The organism is Flavobacterium sp. ABG (assembly GCF_001027725.1).
Classification (GTDB): Bacteria; Bacteroidota; Bacteroidia; order Flavobacteriales; family Flavobacteriaceae; genus Flavobacterium; species Flavobacterium cupriresistens.
The window spans coordinates 158,284-180,293 of sequence record NZ_LEKS01000011.1; the positions used below are offsets into that span (position 1 = coordinate 158,284).

The 22,010-nt window shown below is 38.9% G+C and carries 14 protein-coding genes; 6 read left to right on the forward strand and 8 right to left on the reverse strand.

The features are described from left to right. Nucleotides 1–343: 343 nt before the first annotated feature. The 5 genes from AB674_RS13260 to AB674_RS13280 all read right to left on the reverse strand — a co-directional run bounded on the left by AB674_RS13260 (nt 344) and on the right by AB674_RS13280 (nt 5,197). Nucleotides 344–1,756: a PLP-dependent aminotransferase family protein gene (locus AB674_RS13260; RefSeq protein ID WP_047777310.1), complete on the reverse strand. Its 1,413-nt coding sequence runs from the start codon at nt 1,754–1,756 to the stop codon at nt 344–346. A 174-nt stretch (nt 1,757–1,930) separates the two neighbouring features. Next, on the reverse strand, nt 1,931–2,947 hold the full coding sequence (locus AB674_RS13265) for an LLM class flavin-dependent oxidoreductase (protein WP_047777371.1): 1,017 nt from the start codon (nt 2,945–2,947) through the stop codon (nt 1,931–1,933). A 103-nt stretch (nt 2,948–3,050) separates the two neighbouring features. Next, nucleotides 3,051–3,698 (reverse strand): NAD-dependent epimerase/dehydratase family protein, encoded by a 648-nt coding sequence (locus tag AB674_RS13270; RefSeq protein ID WP_047777312.1) that lies wholly within the window; start codon nt 3,696–3,698, stop codon nt 3,051–3,053. Between the two features lie 241 nt (nt 3,699–3,939). Beyond that, complete coding sequence (locus tag AB674_RS13275) at nt 3,940–4,737, reverse strand: alpha/beta hydrolase (RefSeq protein ID WP_047777314.1); 798 nt, start codon at nt 4,735–4,737, stop codon at nt 3,940–3,942. A 40-nt stretch (nt 4,738–4,777) separates the two neighbouring features. After that, nucleotides 4,778–5,197 carry an OsmC family protein gene (locus tag AB674_RS13280; protein ID WP_047777315.1) on the reverse strand — a complete coding sequence of 140 codons (420 nt, stop codon included), beginning with the start codon at nt 5,195–5,197 and terminating at the stop codon, nt 4,778–4,780. A 137-nt stretch (nt 5,198–5,334) separates the two neighbouring features. On the opposite strand from AB674_RS13280, the gene AB674_RS13285 reads away from it, so the two are divergent. Continuing rightward, nucleotides 5,335–6,303, forward strand: coding sequence for a hydrogen peroxide-inducible genes activator (locus AB674_RS13285; protein WP_047777317.1), 969 nt, complete (start codon nt 5,335–5,337; stop codon nt 6,301–6,303). 81 nt (nt 6,304–6,384) lie between these two features. Continuing rightward, entirely contained in the window at nt 6,385–7,959 is a 1,575-nt protein-coding gene (locus tag AB674_RS13290; protein ID WP_047777318.1) for a Na+/H+ antiporter, read from the forward strand. A gap of 892 nt (nt 7,960–8,851) precedes the next feature. Here AB674_RS13290 and AB674_RS13295 read toward each other — a convergent pair. Together AB674_RS13295 and AB674_RS13300 are read right to left on the reverse strand one after the other, a co-directional pair. Then, on the reverse strand, nt 8,852–9,703 hold the full coding sequence (locus AB674_RS13295; protein WP_047777320.1) for an outer membrane beta-barrel protein: 852 nt from the start codon (nt 9,701–9,703) through the stop codon (nt 8,852–8,854). 50 nt (nt 9,704–9,753) lie between these two features. Beyond that, a complete protein-coding gene (locus AB674_RS13300; RefSeq protein WP_053004261.1) occupies nt 9,754–18,399 on the reverse strand; it encodes a T9SS type A sorting domain-containing protein in 8,646 nt (2,881 codons plus the stop codon). Between the two features lie 96 nt (nt 18,400–18,495). Here AB674_RS13300 and AB674_RS13305 point away from each other — a divergent pair, with 96 nt between their 5' ends. After that, nucleotides 18,496–19,506 carry a class I SAM-dependent methyltransferase gene (locus tag AB674_RS13305; RefSeq protein ID WP_047777322.1) on the forward strand — a complete coding sequence of 337 codons (1,011 nt, stop codon included), beginning with the start codon at nt 18,496–18,498 and terminating at the stop codon, nt 19,504–19,506. 9 nt (nt 19,507–19,515) lie between these two features. Here AB674_RS13305 and AB674_RS13310 read toward each other — a convergent pair whose 3' ends face one another. Further along, on the reverse strand, nt 19,516–20,070 hold the full coding sequence (locus AB674_RS13310; protein WP_053004262.1) for a phage tail protein: 555 nt from the start codon (nt 20,068–20,070) through the stop codon (nt 19,516–19,518). Nucleotides 20,071–20,595: 525 nt separating this feature from the next. Here AB674_RS13310 and AB674_RS13315 point away from each other — a divergent pair. From AB674_RS13315 to AB674_RS13325, 3 genes are all read left to right on the forward strand, one after another. Continuing rightward, nucleotides 20,596–20,973 carry a hypothetical protein gene (locus AB674_RS13315; RefSeq protein ID WP_047777325.1) on the forward strand — a complete coding sequence of 126 codons (378 nt, stop codon included), beginning with the start codon at nt 20,596–20,598 and terminating at the stop codon, nt 20,971–20,973. 153 nt (nt 20,974–21,126) lie between these two features. Further along, entirely contained in the window at nt 21,127–21,495 is a 369-nt protein-coding gene (locus AB674_RS13320; protein WP_047777327.1) for a heavy-metal-associated domain-containing protein, read from the forward strand. Between the two features lie 29 nt (nt 21,496–21,524). Continuing rightward, nucleotides 21,525–22,010, forward strand: coding sequence for a TlpA family protein disulfide reductase (locus AB674_RS13325; RefSeq protein ID WP_047777329.1), 486 nt, complete (start codon nt 21,525–21,527; stop codon nt 22,008–22,010).

Sequence of the window (22,010 nt, forward strand, 5' to 3'; positions counted from 1 at the left end):
ATTTAGAATATTAATTGAGTTGAGATTCTTACTAAATTGCAGATTTCAAGAGTAATAAAAATTACAATTAATATTTCTCACGCATAATGCATTTAGGCAATATCGCATTTTTTTAAATTGTTTAATAGCCGTTGATTTCAACCAACGGATTCAAAGGTTTCGGCCAAACCCCAATGTCATTAAGTAGAGAATCGTCAAAAAAGGCTCACGAAGATTTAAGTGGAATGAAATAAAAGAACCCGCAGAATCCGCAAAATTTGCGTGAAAAAATAGCATTAATTTAACGACATTGAGTCAAGCCTCGAAGCTCAAAGATACAGAACCGTTTTTCTTGTTTTTAAAATTATAAAATCTTAGCCAAAGCCCTAATTCCTTCTTCCATTTGTTTTTCAGTGAGTGAAGCGTATCCCAATCTAAACCCTGAAATGGCAGTACCAAAGCTAAATTTCTTAGGACTCATTATCTTGATGCCGCTGCGTTGTAATTTTTCAAAGGTTGCCAGTACATCAATCTCAGAATTTGGGACGATCCAAAAAGCCAATCCTCCTTCGGGTCTGCTGAATGTAATTTTATCTTTGAGATGCGCGGTAAGCAGTCTTTCAAAATAATCTCTTTTCGACTTATAAATGAGATTGGTTTTTTTAAGATGTCTTTTGATTTTACCATCATTAATGAGTTGTAAAACAGCTTCTTCCATAATATTGTCTCCCTGTACATCAATTATTTTTCTGTGTTTACCTGCTTTTTGAATATTCTCAGATGAACTTACCAAATAACCAATGCGGAGTGCCGGAGCAACAATCTTGCTTAAAGTACCGATATAGACAAAGTTTTTAGCATTGTCATAACTGGAAATTGGCAGAACAGGACGTTGACCAAAATGGAATTCATTGTCGTAATCGTCTTCAATTATGGTAAAGTTGTATTGATTGGATAATTCAATAAGCCTCAATCTTTTTTTCAAACTAAGTGTTACCGTCGTCGGAAATTGGTGGTGCGGTGTAACATAGATCGCTTTTATAGTAGTGTATTTTTTTAGATAGACTTCCACTTGATCGATGTCTAAACCATCCGAAGTGACTGCTACAGGCAAAAGCTGTGCATTGGCATTTTCAAAGGCTTCCCAGGCAGGTTGATATCCCGGATTCTCGATCATAATAAAATCTCCTTTTGAGAGTAAACAATGAGAAGCCAGATACATGGCCATTTGGCTGCCTCGCGTAATGCAAATCTGATCTAATGTGATATTCATTCCTCTTTTGAAATTCAACATTTGAACTATTGCTTTTCTGAATTCGATATCGCCAAATTCGTTGCTGTATCCCATGATTTGCCAGCGGGATTTTCTGCTAAATATTTCGCGGTAAGCACGGGCAAGATCATTGGTCGGGGCAAGACTACTGTCGGGATGACCATCATCAAAAGTAAGATAGGGTTTGGTTTCTTCGGAAGTGGCGCTTGCTTTTGTTTCGTTTTTTTGAGTAAGAACAATTTCAGGTATAACATCTGCAATAAAAGTTCCTTTTCGGTCTATGGTAATAAGCCAGCCTTCTGCGATTAAAACATCCAGAGCTTCAATAACGGTATTGCGATTTACATTTAATAAAGCGCCAAGTTGCCTGCTTCCGGGTAACGCATTGCCTTTGGTTAATTTTCCCGATTTAACAGCATTGATAATAGCATCGGCAATTTGCAGATACAGGGCTTTGTCTGATTTTTTGTCTAATTGAATTTCAAGTGACCAAGGTCGTAACATCTGGACTATTTAAAGCGTTGAGAAATAGAATGAGTTGATAGTCCAAATTTACTTCAATTTTTTATTGATTGAAAGGAATTGTTTGTGAGGAGTTAGATATGAAGTATAGAAAATAGATTATAGAGAATATATGGTAAAGAGCGAAAAATGAAAAATGAAAAGTAAAAACGCTGCTTATTGTAGCAACGGTTTTACTTTTGTTCCGATTAATTCTATTGCGTTCATCAATTGTGTATGAGTAAGCCCTGCATTATCCATCTGGAACGTAAATCTTGAAATGCCTCCAAGGGCTTCACTGTGACGTAAAATTTTCTCTGCTGCCTGCTCCGGACTTCCAAGAACCAAAACGCCTTTTTCATCGATAAGGTAATCAAATGATGTTTTGGTAACCGGAGGCCAGCCTCGTTCTTTTCCTAATTTAGTCCAAAGTTCTGCATAACCGGGATAGTATTCTGTTATTGCACTTTCGGTAGTTGTGGATACATAACCAGGGGAATGTAAGCCAACTTTTAAATCTTCGGGTTGATAGCCTGCCGTTTTCCCGGCTTCCCGGTACAAATCAATCAACGGGCGAAATCGGTGTGTTTGTCCTCCAATGACGGCTACCATCAAAGGTAAACCGAGACTTCCGGCTCTAACGAAGGATTCCGGACTTCCTCCAACACCAAGCCAAACGGGTAGTTTGTCCTGTAGCGCTCTCGGATAGACAGGTAAATTATTCAATGCCGGACGGAATTTCCCCGACCAGGTGACAAATTCAGTATCGCGAACTTGCAGTAGAAGTTCCAGTTTTTCTTTAAAAAGAGCGTCGTAATCGTTCAGATTAAATCCAAAAAGGGGATAAGCTTCAATAGAAGAACCACGACCAACTACAATTTCTGCTCTTCCTTTAGAAATTAAATCCAGTGTTGCAAAACTTTGATACAACCGTACAGGATCAGCGGCGCTTAAAACGCTCACGGCACTAGTCAAACGAATTTGTTTGGTGCGTGCTGCGGCTGCGCTTAGGATTACAGTGGTAGCAGAATCTAAAAATTCTTTTTTATGATGTTCGCCAATTCCAAATACATCCAGACCAACCTGATCTGCAAATTCAATTCGTTGAAGCAATTGCTCCATTGCCTCTACAGGGCTAAGTCTGTTGTTATCGCCGTACATCGCCGACGCAAAACTGTCTATTCCGATTTCGATCATCTAGTAAAGGTATTAAATTTTGAAATGGTTTGGGTTTGGAAAAGCGGATAATCAAGGGTGCTAGTTAACTTTTAAATGGAGAAAAAGGGCAGAAAATAAATTACAATTCCGCCAACACCTTAATATCCTCTATCTCCAAAATTTGCTTCGGATAACCGTCTTTAACCGTATTAATCATCGCCTGTCCAACATCTTTCAAAGTCAAAGATTTTTTAGGAAACAAAAGCGGGAAAAACGGAATAATCATTTTAAATATGGTTTTTACATTTTTCTGTTCTTTGAAAGGTTTCATAAAACCCGGACGGAAATTATATTGCCCTCTGAAGGGTAATTTCATTAAATCATTCTCTGTTTTTCCTTTTACACGTGCCCACATCACTTTTCCGTTTTCGGAAGTATCGGTATGACTTCCGGTAACAAAATTGAAAACCATGTTGGGGTTAATTTCGGATAATGCTCGCGCGAAAGCCAAAGTCGTGTCGTAAGTTACATAGGTATATTTTACTTCATCCATTCCAACAGAACTTACACCGGCACAATAGAAACAGGCATCATAGCTTTTCAGAACATCACTGTAGCGGCTTAGTTGCATAAAGTCCAATACAATTAATTCTTCTAGTTTTGGATGTTTAATTGCGGAAGCTTTACGGTTGATCATTAATACTTTTTTGACCGCGTAGTTGTCAAGACATTCTAATAAAACACCTTCGCCAACCATTCCTGTGGCACCTGTAATAATTACTTTCATGTTTTTGTTTTGTGATATTATAGTGATGTTTGGGTTTTCTGTTTGTCAATTTCAGGATAAAACGCTGTTCTTATTTTTCTCAAAAGGTCAATTTTGATTTATTCAGAAGCTTAGTTTTCTAATTAGTGTTAAAGATATAATTTATTTCTTCCAGATTTTTAAAATGAATTTATTTCAAAGTGAAAAATAGGAAACTCCGACAAATTGCCGGAGTTCCAATTATCCTTATTGTTGAATGTGCTTATTTTTTAGCACTCTCTTTTGATGCTTTAATAATTACATCAGCAACTGCTTTTGGTTGCGACATAAAGACTACGTGACTGCCTTTTATTTCCGTTATTTTGGTTTTAGAACGTTTGTACATGGCACGTTCTATTTCCGGATTGATACTTTTATCGTCAGTAGCTACAATTCCATAAGTTGGTTTGTCTCTCCAGGCCGCTTTTGTAATTGGAGTTCCAAAGCCTTTGGCATAAAAAGCACCTTGAGAAGCGTACATGAAGTCGGCTTGGTCTTTTGGAATATCGGCAGCAAAACCGGCGTGGAATTTAGCTTTGTCATAATATACAATTCCTTTATCGTCGGGATTTAAGATTCCATTTTCGGGAGCAGGAGGAGCGGTTTTTAGCCATTGTACGGTAGTTTCTCCATTATCTGGCTGGAAAGCTGCTACATAAACTAAAGCGACTACATTTGGATGGTTTCCGGCTTCGGTAATTACAGATCCGCCCCAAGAATGTCCGACTAAAACGGTTGGTCCGTCTTGGTTATCTAAAACTACTTTTGTTGCGTTTACATCATCCTCAAGAGAAGAAAGTGGATTCTGAACAATCGTTACATGATATCCTTTTTTGCTTAAAATATCATACAAAGCTCTCCATCCTGAACCATCTGCAAAAGCACCATGCACTAAAACTACATTTTTTACCGGAGGAGTGGTTTGTGCTGTTGCAATAGTAATTGAAAATAGCAAGGAGAAAAATAATACTGCGAACATGAAATAGGACTTCATTTGTTCTTTTGCTGTTGTTGTTTTCATAGTATAAATTTAAATAAATTAATTTGTTATTTGCTTATAATTAAGCTGTTAGTGTAATTGATAGCGTGATTTCTGTATTCAGTAGTTTTGAAATTGGACAAATTGCTTTTGCTTTCTGAGCTAATTCCTGAAATTGTTCTTCTGAGATTCCCGGAACTTTTCCTTCGAGTTCTAATTGAATTAAAGTAATGGTTCCGTCTTCTAAAGTTACTTTTGCTTTTGTATTCAAATCTTCTGGGATAAAACCGGCTTCGGTTAACAAAAAGCTCAGTTGCATGGTAAAACATCCCGAGTGTGCGGCTGCAATTAATTCTTCTGGATTTGTTCCTACACCTTCTGCAAAGCGGGTTTTAAAGGATAATTGTGCATTGTTTAAGGTAGTGCTTTGTGTACTGATGGTTCCTTTTCCTTCCATTCCTGTACCTTTCCAATTTGCGTTTGCTGTTCTTGTAAATTTCATGATCTTACTTTTTTATGTTATTTTAAATTTTTTGAGTTATTCAAACCATTCTTCTGATTTGATGGGACAAATTTAGAGCGAGTAGTTTTATAAATCAAATTGATAATTTTGTATCTTTATAAAATAAATTTATAATCATGACGATTCAACAGTTAAAATATATAGTCGCTTTAGACGAGGAACGCCATTTTGCAAGGGCTGCAGACGTTTGTATGGTTTCGCAACCCGGATTGACCATTCAGCTAAAAAATCTCGAAGAAGAAATCGGAATTAAAATTTTTGATCGAAATAAAGTGCCGCTGACACCAACGGAACTTGGAAAAGAGATTATAAACAGGGCTAGGAAAATTTTGCGTGAGACGAATGAAATCCGTGATTTTGTGGTAAATGAAAAGAATATGCTGGAAGGGGAGTTGAAAATCGGCGTGATTTCTACCTTATCTCCTTATTTAATTCCGTTGTTTATTAAAACGATGAAAGAGGTTACACCAAAAGTTCATTTTATCATCAAGGAAGCCAATACAGGACAATTGATGCATGATGTAGAGACCGGAGCTCTTGATGTAGCGATTATGGCGACACCTACCGGAAATAAAAATCTGATGGAACATCCGATTTTTAAGGAGCCATTTGTGGCGTATCTGAATAAAGAACACCCTATGGCAGGTGAGGATTTTTATGAAATTCAACCGGGAGACAAACCCTTTTTATTATTGCTTCAGAATGAGTATTGTTACAATGCACAATTATTGGATATCTGTGGTTTGAAAACACCGGGAAAAATAAAAGAGCAGTTTAGTTACGATATAAGTTCCATTGAAACACTCAAAAATTTGGTTCGTGCGGAGTTAGGTTTTGCTATTATTCCACAGCTTTCTATTTTAAACGAAAAGGAAAATACGCTTTTTAAACCTTTTAAAGACCCAAAGCCGGTACGTGAAATCAGTTTTGTGGTATCGGATACTTTTTCTAAAAAGTTACTGTTAGAAAAGATGAATGAAGCGATTTGGAGTTGTTTGCCGGAGGCACTTAAAGCTAATTTTAGCTATAAAAAAATTAGATGGAACGATTCTCCTTATTTTGTTGATGCGGTGAGTAAGTTTTAGATTTTTTGAACTCTATGTAAAAATAACAAGCCCGGATTTATCAATTTTATATCTTTATAAATCAATTAAATAAGGAATCAAATGATTGAAAACTTTCCATTTTATTTAAGTCTTATTGTGGTTATTTTATTTTTAATAATGTTGGCCAACAAGATAAAAGTTGCGTACCCGGTAGTATTGGTTTTGGCTGGATTGGGAATTAGTTTTATTCCCGGTGTTCCGATTCTGCATATACAACCGGAGTTGCTTTTTATTATATTTTTACCACCTTTATTGTATGAAGCCGCATGGGCAATTTCATGGAAAGAACTTTGGCGATGGCGACGAATTATTGCCAGTTTTGCTTTCGTAGTGGTATTTCTTACTGCAATGTCAGTTGCTTTTGTGGCGAATTATTTTATTCCGGGATTTTCACTGGCTTTGGGTTTTTTATTGGGCGGAATTATTTCGCCTCCTGATGCCGTAAGTGCGGGAGCCATTTTAAAATTTGTAAAAGTGCCTAAAAGATTTTCTTCTATTTTGGAAGGGGAAAGTCTGCTGAATGATGCTTCTTCGCTTATTATTTTTCGTTTTGCGATGATTGCAGTGGCAACGGGCCAGTTTATTTGGTACGAAGCCACACTGAATTTTGGTTGGATGTTAATTGGCGGTGTTGGTATTGGTTTACTAATTGCATTCATTTTTATGAAAGCCCATAAATACCTACCAACCGACTCTAATATTGATATTGTTTTGACTCTTATTGCACCTTATATCATGTATATGGCGGCCGAAGAAGTACACAGTTCCGGTGTATTAGCGGTTGTAAGTGGCGGTTTATTTTTATCGTATTACCGACATCATTTTCTTAGCAGTCGCTCTCGTATAAGAGGATCAAGTGTATGGGAAAGTTTGTGTTTTGTTTTGAATGGCATCGTATTTTTATTAATCGGATTGGATTTACCTGAAATTACAGAAGGTCTCGAAGGCGTTAGTATTTCAGCTGCGATTGGTTATGGTGTTTTGATTACTGCTGTGATAATAATAGCGCGAATTATATCTGCTTACGGCGCTGTAATTATTACGCTTATTGCCCGTAATTTTATTACAGTGGCAGATTCGAGACATCCGGGTTACAGAGTCCCGATAGTACTTGGATGGTCGGGAATGCGTGGGGTGGTTTCACTTGCTGCAGCCTTGTCGATTCCATTGCATTTGGATAATGGTGAACTTTTTCCGCAGCGAAATTTAATTCTCTTTATCACATTTGTTGTTATACTGTTGACTTTGCTCATTCAGGGGTTGACTTTGCCTTTTTTAATACGAAAAATACATTTAAACGATCCTGATCAGGTAGTTCCCGAAGAGGAAATGGTAATTTTAATTCGAAGACAACTGGCAGAAAAGGCTTTGGAGCATTTATATACCAAGTATAGTGAAGTACTTAAGGAACAACCGGCCTTGCAACAATTGGCGCGGAAATGGGAGGATAACAAACAAATGACCACTGATATAACAATGGCCGAGGAATGTAAAGTGGTTTATATAGAAATATTAAGCGAACAAAGAGCCTGGCTCATTAAAAGAAATAAAGAAGAGGCGACTCTGAATGAAGAAATCATTCGAAACCAATTTCGCTATCTGGATCTTGAAGAGGAAAGATTGAGGTATATTTGAATTCGATTGAACTGCAGGTATTGGAGTTGTTTTGATTTTTTTTCAAATTGAATAAAAAAGTTTGTTCGTACTAGAGATCGAAATTGGCCAAACCCAAAAGCTGCGGTGTTTTTATAAATAGTATTCTGTGATCTGGAGAAAAATATTTAGAAGTTGATAATAGAAAGCTAAGAGCAAATTCTTTTAACCTGAACTCGATTATTTTGCGGGATGTAAGTAAAATAAAATAGCACGCAGATTTTGCGGATTTTGCGGATTTTGCGGATTTTCGCGGAAGACAATAAAAAAAAGCAGCCTGGGTATAGCAAACAGGCTAAGCAAATCTGCGTAAAAAACAAAAGGATTAAAATAATTAGATAATCTGTCTAAATCCTTTTAATCAGGGGCAAAAAAAATGTGGTAATTGGTGAAATTCATGGCAAAATACTCTAAAACAAGAAATACAAACAACGTGCTTATCAGTAACTTAAAAAAGAGTTAGATAGAATTTTAAGAAAGCACGTTTAGAACTTCGAATAGGAATTGTTAGCTTTTGCAGAATAGTATTAAAACAGATAATTTCAGAATTAAATAGCACGCAGATTTAGCAGATTTGACGGATTTTTGGAAGAAGCAAAAAAAAAAAATCTGTCAAATCTGCTAAATCTGCGTGAAAAAAAAGAACAAAAGAAAGATCGAAGCACACAAATTGAAATAACCTCATTACCAGTATCATAAAAAGAGTTGAATAGAATCAAACGAATTAAAAGGACTTTTTTTCACTGTAGAAGGATTACTATTTGCGCTTAATTTTAGTGCTTGACAATTTTCTGATTTGTTCCATAAAAAAACCAGTAAAGCTGACTTTACTGGTCTTAATGAATTCAAGGGAAATTATCTAAATTGTAAGGGTTTATCGAATTGCAAATCTTAGTTTTAATCCCAAAGAAACCAATCTCACATCATTTGTAAATGGTGAATCCAATACCGTATTGTGCTCTAATTGAGCAGTTGTCCCGGGATTGTATTGAACCAGATGTTTACTGGTATTTCTGTCATATACATTATTCAATCCATAGTCTAAATACGCGCCTAGATAGATCGAACTTTTGTCTCCAATTATTTGTTTCACTCCTGTTTCAAAAGTGACAGAGTAAGACACTTCGGCATTAAGATCCTGTTTACCTACTTTTACATTATTTGTACTTCCGAATCCTGCGAAGGCTGGACCAAATAATTCGACATTATATTGTGGATAATAACCACTTGTCGTTAGATTTTGTATCGTGGATTCATAGCTTCCGTTTATAGCAAAACCTATTTTGGCTCCGGCTGCAACATACAGTTTAGTTGTTCCGGGAGTTTCAAATTGAATGTGAAGCGGAACATTGATATAGCCTAGTTTTTGCTCTTCTCTTAAATTGGTTGCTCTGAATCTAAATTGGAATGATTCCTTTTCAGAGTCAGTAGCCGCATAGCGCCCGGAGATCGTTTGAAATTTAGCATCGGTATTATAGGACTGGTATTCTGCGCCAATTCCGATACTTAAATTTTCACTTAAATAATAAGCATAACGTAAACCGGCACTAAATCCGTTTCCTTCTACCAATTGACCGGAAGTCTTATAATCTAAAAAAGAGGAGGGACCACCGACTGCAATTGAAAACTCATGTTTTTTATCCTGACCAAAACTATTTAAGACGGAGCCTAAAAGTGCTGTAATCATCGATAACGATGTTATATAGTTTATTATATATTTTTTCATCTTAAAGTTATTTTATGCCGGTGCCGTTGTTGAAGCGGCACCGGCAGATTTTATTTATTTACAATTACTTTCAGTGTTTTTCTAACATTTGCAGTTTCAATAACTACAATATACATATTGCTCTCTGTTGCCAGAGGTAATTGTATTTCTGTTTTTACTGTCGATGATTTCATTGTTTTTACCAGTTGACCAGTAACAGTATATAAGCTTATCTGCATGTTCTGCAATTCCTCCTCAGGATAGTCAGCTTCAACAGTTACCACTTTCCCTACTTGAATTGGGTTTGGATAAACTTTAGCTGTTAGCGAGTTCACTACTGGAATCTTAGTAGGACATGTTTGCAGTACTTTTCCATCTTTAGTTGTCATTTTTACCATATAATCAGCAGTAGAATCTAACGTGTTGTTGATGTTATCTCCAGCTGAATAGTATTGACCTGTTCCAACTAATTGACCGTTTTTAAACCATTGGTAAGCAACAAATTCGTAACCACCATTTGTTTGTGGATTGTTGTTTACAAGCAGCACGTTATTAAATTTCTGACGAGCAATATCAAAGAAATTGAATGGTTTTGATACTGTAATGGTATAGTTTTTAACAACGCTTGCATCTTCTGAAGTTACCGTAAGAACTTGATTGTAAATTCCCGGTTTAGGTAATGGAATAGTAAAAGTAGCAGCCGGACTGATAGTTGCATTTGATCCGTTTAAAGCTGAAATAGTAAGACTGTTTCCTTCGTCGCACGTCATCAAATAATTAATCTGTTGTGCCGGATTATCATAAACAGTAGTACCAATTGTCAGTTTTGTAAGATCGGCATTGTTGTTCATTATTACTAAATTCTGCGAAATAGATGTTGCCGGTAAATAATTACTGTCACCATCCTGATGAGCTGTAATAAGTATCTGACCTGATCTAATCATGCTTACTAAACCTGCGGCAGTAACAGTGGCCGGTGGTAGAGGAGAAGTAAATGTCGCAGAATAACGTATTGGCAAACCTGAGTCAGAGAAAGCTCCTAAAGTAAAATCGTTGATTGCTCCAAGAGTTTTAACCGGTAAAGCACCAAAAGTAATTTGTTGTGGAGCTTTATTAATGGTAAGATTTGCATTTAGCGTAATTAGCGAGCAATTAGTTCCTGGTGCTGGCGATACAAATGCAGTAACCAAATAAGTTCCTGCGTCAATAGCACCATTTTCACTTCCTGTTATCGGCGATATAGTGTATAGGACACTAGCTCCAGCTGGAAGTCCTGCAACCTCAATAGTATGTAAACTTCCGTCAAAAGTAGCAGTAACATCACTTAAAGTTACACCTTCAATAGGTGAAGCAAGGACATTTAGTGTTTGATTTTGTGTTGAACTATTGCCATGACCATCATCATACGTCCAAGTAATTACATAAGTACCTACTGCGGTATAATTTAATGGGTCAGTTGTTGTAGCATTTATTGTTCCTGCACAAGCATCAGTTGCTGTTGGAATTGCAATTTCAGACGATGTAATAGCACAATAGTTAGTGATATCCGGTAAGTTTGTTACATTCGGTACCGGAGCTGTAGTATCAGGGTTAGTTGATATAACAGCTGTTTTTGTTAAAGTACATCCATTTGCATCTGTAATTACTACTGTATAGGTTCCGGCAGTTAATCCCGTTGCTGTATCAGCTGTTCCTCCAGTTGGTGACCAGATATAAGTGTATGGAGATGTACCACCAGCTGCGCTAACTGTTGCTGATCCATCAGCGCCTCCAATACAAGTTACATTTGTTTGTGCAACTATAGCATCTAAAGCTACCGGTTGAGTGATCGTAAAGCTTTGTGTACCTGTACAACCATTAGCGTCCGTTACAGTCACTGTATAAGTTCCTGCAGTTAATCCTGAAGCAGTATCGGCAGTTCCACCAGTTGGTGCCCAAGAATACGTATAAGCTCCAGTTCCTCCGGTTGCACTTACTGTTGCTGAACCTGTAGCAGCTCCGTTACAAGTAACATCTGTTTGTCCAGCTGCAGTCGCAACAATAGCGGTTGGTTGTGTAATAGTAAAGCTTTGTGTTGCGGTACATCCGTTAGCATCTGTTACAGTTGCTGTATAGATTCCTGCAATTAAACCTGAAGCCGTAGCCGCAGTTCCACCGGATGGTGACCATGAATAGGTATAAGTTCCAGTTCCTCCAGTTGCAGTTACAGTAGCAGATCCGTCAGATCCTGAGTTACAAGCAACATTTGTTTGAGAACCAATTGAAGCCACAAGTGCTGTCGGTTCAGTAATAGTAAAACTTTGTGTTGCTGAACATCCGTTAGCATCTGTAACCGTTGCTGTATAAGTTCCTGCTGTTAATCCTGAAGCTGTAGCAGCAGTTCCACCAGCTGGTGCCCATGAATACGTATAAGCTCCAGTTCCTCCGGTTGCAGTTACAGTAGCAGATCCGTCAGTTCCTGAGTTACAGGCCACATTTGTTTGTCCTCCATCTGAAGCAACAAGTACTGTCGGTTCAGTAATAGTAAAACTTTGTGTTGTCGTGCATCCATTAGCATCCTCTACAATCACTGTATAAGTTCCTGCATTCAATCCTGAAGCGGTTGCAGCAGTTCCTCCTGAAGGTGCCCATGAGTACGTATAAGTTCCAGTTCCTCCGGTTACACTAACAGTAGCAGATCCATTAGAACCTGAATTACAAGAGACATTGTCTTGAGCTGCTGCCGAAGCCACAAGGACTGCCGGTTCTGTGATCGTAAAACTTTGAGTTGTAGCACATCCGTTTGCATCTGTAACAGTTGCTGTGTATGTTCCGGCTGTAAGACCTGATGCTGTTGCAGCAGTTCCACCAGCTGGTGCCCATGAATAGGTATAAGTTCCAGTTCCTCCGGTTGCAGTTACAGTAGCAGATCCATTAGATCCTGAATTACAGCTTACATTGGTTTGTCCGCCATCTGAAGCTACAAGAGCAGTTGGTTCAGTAATGGTAAAACTTTGTGTTGCTGAACATCCGTTTGCATCTGTAACAGTTACTGTGTATGTTCCTGCTGTTAATCCTGTTGCTGTTGCTGCAGTTCCACCTGAAGGCGCCCATGAATAGGTATAGGTTGTAGTTCCTCCGGTTACATTAACAGTAGCAGATCCGTCAGCTCCTGAATTACAAGATACATTGGTTTGTCCTCCATCTGAAGCAACAAGTACTGTCGGTTCAGTAATAGTAAAACTTTGTGTTGTCGTACATCCATTAGCATCCTCTACAGTCACTGTATAAGTTCCTGCAGTCAATCCTGAAGCGGTTGCAGCAGTTCCACCTGAAGGTGCCCATGAGTACGTATAAGTTCCAGTTCCTCCGGTTACACTAACTGTAGCCGATCCATTAGATCCTGAATTACAAGATACATTGTTCTGAGCTCCTGCCGAAGCCACAAGGGCTGCCGGTTCTGTAATCGTAAAACTTTGTGTTGCTGAACATCCGTTGGCGTCTGTAACAGTTACTGTGTATGTTCCTGCTGTTAATCCTGTTGCTGTTGCAGCAGTTCCACCAGAAGGCGCCCATGAGTACGTATAAGTACCAGTTCCTCCAACTACATTAACAGTTGCAGATCCATTAGCTCCTGAATTACAAGATACATTGGTTTGCCCTCCATCTGAAGCAACAAGAATTGCCGGTTCAGTAATCGTAAAACTTTGTGTTGTAGTACAACCATTAGCGTCCGTTACAGTCACTGTATAAGTTCCTGCAGTTAATCCCGAAGCAGTATCGGCAGTTCCACCAGTTGGTGCCCATGTGTAGGTATAACTACCTGTTCCACCAGTTACACTAACAGTAGCTGATCCATTAGATCCTGAATTACAAGATACATTGGTTTGTCCTCCCTGTGAAGCTACAAGTGCTGCAGGTTCAGTAATAGTAAAACTTTGCGTTCCAGTACATCCGTTAGCATCTGTAACAGTCACGGTATAAGTTCCTGCAGTTAATCCTGCTGCTGTATCGGCTGTTCCACCAGTTGGTGCCCATGAATAGGTATATGCTCCAGTTCCTCCGGTTGCACTTACAGTAGCTGTACCGTTGGCTCCTCCATTACAACTCACATTGTTTTGCGCTGCTGCACTTGCAATAATAGCAGTTGGCTCTGTAAGAGTAAAACTTTGAGTTGCTGAACATCCGTTAGCATCTGTAACAGTTGCAGTATAGGTTCCGGCTGTAAGCCCTGTTGCTGTAGCAGCAGTTCCGCCAGCTGGTGCCCAAGAGTAAGTATAAGTTCCAGTTCCTCCGGTTGCAGTTACAGTAGCAGATCCAGTAGCCCCCCCATTACAAGCGATGTTGGTTTGCGCGACAGGAGCCGCAACAATAGCAGTTGGTTCTGTGATCGTAAAACTTTGAGTAGCCGTGCATCCGTTAGCATCTGTAACAATTGCTGTATATGTTCCAGCTGTCAATCCTGTTGCAGTTGCAGCAGTTCCTCCAGTTGGTGTCCATGAATAGGTATAAGTTCCAGTTCCTCCGGTTGCACTTACAGTAGCAGATCCGTTAGCTCCTGAATTACAAGACACATTGGTTTGTCCTCCATCTGAAGCTACTAGTAAAGTTGGTTCAGTAATAGTAAAACTTTGTGTTGTAGTACATCCATTACCATCTTCTACGGTTACTGTATAAGTTCCAGCTGTCAATCCTGTCGCTGTTGCAGCAGTTCCGCCAGTTGGTGCCCATGTGTACGTATAAGAACCCGTTCCTCCAGTTACACTAACTGTTGCTGATCCATTAGATCCTGAATTACAGGAAATATTGGTTTGTCCTCCATCTGAAGCAACAAGTGGAGCAGGTTGAGTAAGAGTAAAACTTTGAGTTGCGGTACAACCGTTTGCATCTGTAACAGTTGCGGTATAAGTACCTGCAGTTAATCCTGCTGCTGTTGCAGCAGTTCCTCCAGATGGCGACCAGGAATAGGTATAGCTACCTGTTCCTCCAGTAGCACTTACAGTAGCTGAACCGTTAGCACCTCCGTTACAAGATACATTGGTTTGCGCTGCTAAAGTTGCAACAATAGCAGTTGGCTCTGTAAGAGTAAAACTCTGAGTTGCTGAACATCCGTTTGCATCTGTAACAGTTGCTGTATAGGTGCCGGCTGTCAATCCTGATGCTGTTGCAGCAGTTCCGCCAGCTGGTGCCCAAGAGTAAGTATAAGTTCCAGTTCCTCCGGTTGCAGTTACGGTAGCAGATCCGGTAGCACCTCCATTACAAGCGATGTTGGTTTGTGCGACAGGAGCCGCAACAATAGCAGTTGGTTCAGTAATGGTAAAACTTTGAGTTGCTGCACATCCGTTAGCATCTGTAACAATTGCTGTATATGTTCCAGCTGTCAATCCTGTTGCAGTTGCAGCAGTTCCACCAGTTGGTGCCCATGAATAGGTATAGGTTCCAGTTCCTCCGGTTGCACTTACAGTAGCAGATCCGTTAGCTCCTGAATTACAGGAAACATTCGTTTGACCTCCATCTGAAGCTACAAGTGAAGCTGGTTCTGTGATCGTAAAACTTTGTGTAGTAGAACAAGTATTGGCATCTGTCACCGTTACAGTGTAGCTACCGGCAGTTAATCCTGAAGCCGTAGCAGCAGTTCCGCCAGCTGGTGCCCATGAATAAGTATAAGAACCTGTTCCTCCTGTTACACTAACAGTAGCCGTTCCATTAGCTCCTGAATTACAAGATACATTTGTTTGTCCTCCATCTGAAGCTACAAGTGCTGCGGGTTCAGTAATAGTAAAACTTTGCGTTCCAGTACATCCGTTAGCATCTGTAACAGTTGCAGTATAAGTACCTGCAGTTAATCCTGCTGCTGTATCGGCTGTTCCACCAGTTGGTGCCCATGAATACGTATAAGCTCCAGTTCCTCCGGTTGCACTTACAGTAGCGGTACCGTTGGCACCTCCATTACAACTCACATTATTTTGAGCTGCTGCGCTTGCAATAATAGCAGTTGGCTCGGTAATAGTAAAACTTTGCGTTCCAGTACATCCGTTAGCATCTGTAACAGTTGCAGTGTATGTTCCGGCTGTAAGTCCTGCTGCTGTTGCTGCAGTTCCACCAGATGGTGCCCAAGAGTAAGTATAGCTACCCGTTCCTCCGGTTGCAGTTACAGCGGCAGATCCGTTGGAGCCTCCATTGCAATTTACATTAGTTTGTGCTGCTGCACTTGCAATAATAGCCGTTGGCTCTGTAATAGTAAAACTTTGTGTTGCTGTACATCCGTTGGCGTCTGTAACAGTCGCAGTGTATGTTCCTGCAGTCAATCCTGTTGCTGTTGCAGCAGTTCCGCCTGCGGGTGCCCACGAATAGGTATAAGTTGGAGTTCCACCTGTTGCATTAACAGTAGCAGATCCGTTAGCTCCCAAATTACAGGAAACATTGGTTTGCCCTCCATCTGAAGCTACAAGTGCAGTTGCTGGTTCTCCTATAACAAATGTTCTGGTTGTCTGACACGTATTATTATCCGTAACAGTTACGGTATAAGTACCTGCTGCTAAACCAGTAGCCGTTGAACCGGTTCCACCGGATGGTGCCCAAGAGAAGGCGTAAGGAAATGTTCCACCGGTTGGAGTAACACTTGCTATACCATTGGCACCTCCGTTACAAGATACATCACTGCTGGATCCTGTAGCCAGACTAAGTGGCGCTGCTGGTTCACCTATGACAAACGTTCTGGTTGACTGACAGGTATTATTATCGGTAACTGTTACCGTATAAGTTCCTGCTGTTAAACCTGCAGCCGTTGATCCGGTTCCACCAGACGGTGCCCATGAATAGGTATAAGGAAATGTTCCACCAGTAGGAGAAACACTTGCTACACCGTTAGCACCTCCGTTACAGGATACATCACTACTAGATCCTGTTGCCAGACTAATTGGTGCTGCTGGTTCATTTATAACATATGTTCTGGTTGACTGACAGGTATTATTATCGGTAACTGTTACCGTATAAGTTCCTGCTGTTAAACCTGCGGCCGTTGATCCGGTTCCACCTGATGGTGCCCAGGAGTAAGTGTAAGGAAATGTTCCTCCAGTAGGGCTAACGCTAGCCACACCGTTGGCACCTCCGTTACAAGATATATCGCTGCTAGATCCTGTTGCCAGACTAAGAGGTGCTGCTGGTTGATTTATAACAAATGTTCTGGTTGCCTGACATGTATTATTATCAGTAACCGTTACCGTATAAGTCCCTGCTGCTAAACCTGCAGCAGTTGAACCCGTTCCTCCTGATGGTGCCCATGAATAGGTATATCCGGGTGTTCCACCGGTAGGCGTTACACTTGCTACACCATTTGAACCTCCGTTACAAGACACATCGCTGCTGGAGCCTGTTGCGAGACTAAGTGCTGCAGCCGGTTGTCCAATATTAAATGTTCTTGTTGCCTGACAAGTATTGGCATCTGTAACTGTTACCGTATAGGTACCTGCTGCTAAACCGGAAGCAGTAGAACCTGTTCCTCCAGATGGTGCCCATGAATAGGAATATCCGGGTGTTCCACCGGTAGGCGTCACACTGGCTACACCATTATTACCGCCATTACAGGATACGTTACTACTTGATCCGGTAACTAAACTAATAGCTGTGGGTTGTGTAATATTATATGTTCGTGTTATTATTGTGCCTTCACTATCAGTAATAGTAAGGGTATAAGTATTCGCAGCTAAACCGGTAGCTATTGATCCGTTACCTCCTGAAGGTGCCCAAGAATAGGTATAACCTCCGGAGCCTCCCGTTACAGTTGCTGCTCCTACACCATTATTACCTCCATTACAGGATACGTTGCTAGATGGTGTTGAGGAAGTGTTTAAAGCTGCTGTTGTTGTAAATGTTAAATCATTCCCATATGCAGTACCTCCGCTATTTGTAGCATAAGCTCTATAATGAATAAGCGTTGATGGGGGAAAGGAAGAAACGATACCTGAGTAGATTCCCGTTCCTGTTCCGATTTGGAATTTATTGTTGGCAGTAGTCGGGTTGACTGCTGTGCCCCAAACGATTCCTCTTTCTATAGTAGCATCACCACCATCGGCTGTTACATTACCACCCATGGTGGCTTTTACAGATCCGGTACCTGTTGCTGTTGTAGTACTTACTGTTGGTGCTACTGCACCATTTGAAAATATAAAATTATCAACAGCAAAATAATCATAATTGTTGCTTAATTGAATTTCAAGTTGATCTATTATTGTAGTCGTATTATTTGAACCTCCTTCGGTAGCGAAGTTGATAAACAGAAAACCGTTGCCGGGAAGTGTCAGAGGAATGCTAGCCCCGGTCGTAGTTTTAACGACAGTAAATTGGGTAACCCCTCCCAGTTTTCCTCTGAAAGTGATGTCCCCGGCCAATCCATTACTTGTGACACCTGCAGTAAAGGCAGCACTACCAGTTACATAAATCCATAAGCTGCTGAGTTTAAAACTCCCAGTTACATCTGTAAAAGTGCCTGTTTGACCAAGAGCTGCTGAGCCTGAAGAGTCTTCGACCTGAAGAAAATTATTCGAACCGTTGTAACCCTGACCAGGAAGATTGAAAACTTTAAAGCTAAGGTAGCTGCTGCTTAAGTTAAACGTTTTTGTACCGTTTGTAAAACTGGAAGCACCTACAGTTGCCGTTTCAAATGTTTCTGTAGTTTGTGCGGCAATGTGGTGCATCGCAAAAAACAGAAGGATTAATAATAAGTAAAGTTTTTTCATAATTTATTGATATTAAATTGATCTGTTAGTATTACTGTATACTATTTTAACTTATATTTCTAACTTTAAATAGAATAATATATAAGGTTGTAAAACATGTATAAACAGGAACTTACATTTATTGCGAAATCTATCATTGCATCAAATACTGTTGATGAGCATATACGATGTGCCGGAGAACTTTCAGGTTTTTATAAAAAAGTGACCAAGATTTTTATTTCTGAGAGCAATGAGACCTTCGTAAAAGGCGGTATTGCTTTATCTAGTTCCGAAGCCGCAGATTGCGTTGATGACAGTTTGCGTACAGTTTTTTTTATAAAAGGTATTTATAAGGCTTTAACTAAATTAAGTATAGATTTTCCCGAAAGAAGTATTAATGTACTATATGCCGGATGTGGTCCGTATGCGACACTAATTTTACCGTTGCTTCCGTTATTTAGTAAAGAGAAAATTAATGCTCTTTTACTCGATATTAATGCAGAATCAATCTCTTCTGTACAGGAACTTGTTTCTGTCATTGGTCTTGAAGAGTATAATATTCATTTAGTTGAAACTAATGCTATTACGTATACAAAACCAGTTGATTTTACTATAGATCTTGCCATATCCGAAACCATGCATTATGCGCTTACGCGTGAACCGCAGGTCGCGATCATGAGAAATATTACCAGACAATTAGCTTCTGATGCTATATTAATTCCCGAAGAAATAAGTATTGATCTGGCCTATACCTTTTTTGATTATGAGCCTTACCTTAAATACACTATAGATGGAATAAAGGGCTACAAAGAAATGCAGCCCTATCCTGATAACGTATTTGTTGATAGATTATTTACAATAAACAAAGAACATTGCGGCAGAGAAAATCACAATTCAAAATTGGAAAGTTCTTTTTATGATCTGCCTGAAAATTTTAGTAATCATCCTGATATTGCCATTTTTACTGAATTAAAGATATTTGAAGACATTACGTTAAGAACGGCAGAGTCTTTTATTACAAATCCTTATTGTTTAGTATCGATGTATAATCTCAGAGATTATTCAAAAATTCAATTGGTATATGATTTTAGTGAAATACCACAATGGTCATATAGCCTAAAAAAATAATCTTATCTTTTAATTTCTGGAAGGGAAAATACCTTCAAGACAAATGATGTACGTCAATGCCAAATAAGGCTGCATTATTGAGATTGGAATATTACTTCCAGTCGCACCGGTAGTGATAGAACTTGCCAAATTAACACTTGGGGTTGATGTTGCAAATCCTAACGTTGGCGCAAATACTCTTGATACGATCGATCCCGGGATAGCAATAGAAGCACCGGCTACCGGTGTAGAATCTGTAGCATTAGCACTACTTACAGATATAGTCCCTACACCTGCGTGAACGTGTGTTGGAAGGTTACTTGTTAGAATGCTCGTTGTTGTAGTACCTGCTGTTTGTCCTTGAACATAACTTCCGCTTGGGCTTGTTCCAGCACCAATAGCTACGTTACCTTGTAGGTTAGGCAAGGCGAATGTAGTTTGACCATTACCTCCGTAAGTAGTACCTAAAATTGAAAATAATGCCGTATTCTGAGCAATTGACATTATTTGTCCATTACATAAGGCCCATCCTCTTGGCGCAAAATTTCCCGCAAAAAGCTTTACAATTCCAATGTATTCTTCCATAATAAAATAGATTAAGTTAATTTATAATAGTTTTGATACAACAAAGCTACTTTATTGCCTACTCACAAGGGCAGGTAGAAATACCTGTTTTTGTAGTAGATTTTGCCCTTAAATAGCTTTGTGTTGAAGTTAATCGTTTAATAATGAGTTTAATCTGACTTTGTTATTTTTTTGTTAACGCTTTTGAATGGCTTTCGGGAGCCCATTAAGTAAAATTTAATAGCTTTTTTTGAATGAAAATAGGGGTGAAGAAAGTACTAAATTTGAAAGTATTGGTAGAGATTTTTAACTTGCTGATATTTAATTGTTTAGTGTTGATTTCAAATTCATAGCTGTAAACTTATTTTTTAGCTGTACAAAGTGTTAAACTGCGGAAGAAAAATACTCTTTTGTGGAAAGACACTTTCTCTATGTGGTCTTAATATTCAGTTGTTTAGAAAAAAGAGTGCTGTTTTTCTGAGGCCAACTATAGTCTTCTTGATTTTTTTACAAAAAACTTAACAACTCGATACTCAATATAATTGTATGTTTGTATCCGAAATGCCGAAAAACAGCTACATATTACTTCTACTTATTCTTGGACTCTTTTTAAGTCCAACGCAATCTTTTGCACATAATAGTGGTAATAAGACCGAAATGTCATGCTGTAAAAAAGAATCTTCAGAAAAATCTTGTTGTAAGGAAAAGAAGTCTAAAGAAACCAAACACGATTGCGATAGCAGTTGTTCGGGAGTTTCTTGTGGTTGTCCTGTAATGTATTGTGGTTTTAGCCCAATGGTTGTTTTTCAGGAAGCAAACGACACTCTTTTTGATTTTTCAGATCGCAGACAAACTTATTTTTATTCAGAAGTGTTTATTTCTTCTGATTTTCGTTCTATCTGGCTTCCTCCTAAAATAAGCTAGATTTTCTTCTTTGACAGCCGTAAGTGCGTCAAATTTAAGCCTGTTCAGGCAACAAAATCATTTATTAAATCCGTATTAGTTTCAGAACATAGCTGTATCTGCTATAGTTTCTGTTGTACCCGTCGGATAAATTCATTCTAATATTTAAAAAACATGAAATCAATATATAAAGTATTGGTAGCAATAACGTTATTGCTATCAGTGGCAACTGTCAACGCGCAAAGTAAAAATAAAGTAACTGAAACTGTGAAAATCAATGGAAACTGTGCCATGTGCAAAAAGACCATCGAAACCGCAGCAAATACTAATTCAGCTGTATTAAAGTGGAATAAAGACACAAAGACTGCCGTAGTTACTTACGACCCTAAGAAAACCAATTTAGAGGAGATCCTAAAACGAGTATCCGATGCAGGATATGATAACGAAAAATTCACGGCTACAACTACCGCTTATGACAACCTTCACGGATGTTGCCAATACGACAGAGAAACTCCGAAGAAAGTAGAATGTCATAAACAGTAGTAATACCTTTCACTCTAAATTAAATTTTTATGTTTAAAATAAAAAATATAGCCGTAGCATTCCTAATGATTTTAAGTTTTTCATTAGCAAATGCACAGATAAAAGTAGGTGATAACCTTCCCAATATTCAACTTCAAAATGATAAAAATGCAGCTGTAAAACTAAATTCTTTTAAAGGAAAAACAGTTTTGGTTGATTTTTGGGCCTCCTGGTGTGCACCTTGTCGATTAGCGAATAAAAATTTGGTCAAAATGTACGATAAGCATAAAGGTCAAAATTTTGAAATCGTTGGAATCTCAATTGATACCGATAAAGACAAGTGGTTGAAAGCCATAGCAAAAGACAAAATGAAACATCAGCAGTTAATTGACCCAAAAGGTTTTGATGCGAAAACGGCAGTACTTTTTGGAGTAGAGGCGTTACCATCGACTTATCTTTTTGATGCATCCGGAAATTTGATCGCGATCGATCCTACAGAAGCTCAGATTATTGCACAAATCAAAAAAAACAAATAA

Excerpts from the sequence above, each read along its gene's own strand:
- AB674_RS13260 (WP_047777310.1), bottom strand. The coding sequence starts at position 1,756 with ATGTTACGACCTTGGTCACTTGAAATTCAATTAGACAAAAAATCAGAC.
- AB674_RS13270 (WP_047777312.1), bottom strand. The coding sequence starts at position 3,698 with ATGAAAGTAATTATTACAGGTGCCACAGGAATGGTTGGCGAAGGTGTT.
- AB674_RS13275 (WP_047777314.1), bottom strand. The coding sequence starts at position 4,737 with ATGAAAACAACAACAGCAAAAGAACAAATGAAGTCCTATTTCATGTTC.
- AB674_RS13280 (WP_047777315.1), bottom strand. The coding sequence starts at position 5,197 with ATGAAATTTACAAGAACAGCAAACGCAAATTGGAAAGGTACAGGAATG.
- AB674_RS13285 (WP_047777317.1), top strand. The coding sequence starts at position 5,335 with ATGACGATTCAACAGTTAAAATATATAGTCGCTTTAGACGAGGAACGC.
- AB674_RS13290 (WP_047777318.1), top strand. The coding sequence starts at position 6,385 with ATGATTGAAAACTTTCCATTTTATTTAAGTCTTATTGTGGTTATTTTA.
- AB674_RS13295 (WP_047777320.1), bottom strand. The coding sequence starts at position 9,703 with ATGAAAAAATATATAATAAACTATATAACATCGTTATCGATGATTACA.
- AB674_RS13300 (WP_053004261.1), bottom strand. The coding sequence starts at position 18,399 with ATGAAAAAACTTTACTTATTATTAATCCTTCTGTTTTTTGCGATGCAC.
- AB674_RS13305 (WP_047777322.1), top strand. The coding sequence starts at position 18,496 with ATGTATAAACAGGAACTTACATTTATTGCGAAATCTATCATTGCATCA.
- AB674_RS13310 (WP_053004262.1), bottom strand. The coding sequence starts at position 20,070 with ATGGAAGAATACATTGGAATTGTAAAGCTTTTTGCGGGAAATTTTGCG.
- AB674_RS13315 (WP_047777325.1), top strand. The coding sequence starts at position 20,596 with ATGTTTGTATCCGAAATGCCGAAAAACAGCTACATATTACTTCTACTT.
- AB674_RS13320 (WP_047777327.1), top strand. The coding sequence starts at position 21,127 with ATGAAATCAATATATAAAGTATTGGTAGCAATAACGTTATTGCTATCA.
- AB674_RS13325 (WP_047777329.1), top strand. The coding sequence starts at position 21,525 with ATGTTTAAAATAAAAAATATAGCCGTAGCATTCCTAATGATTTTAAGT.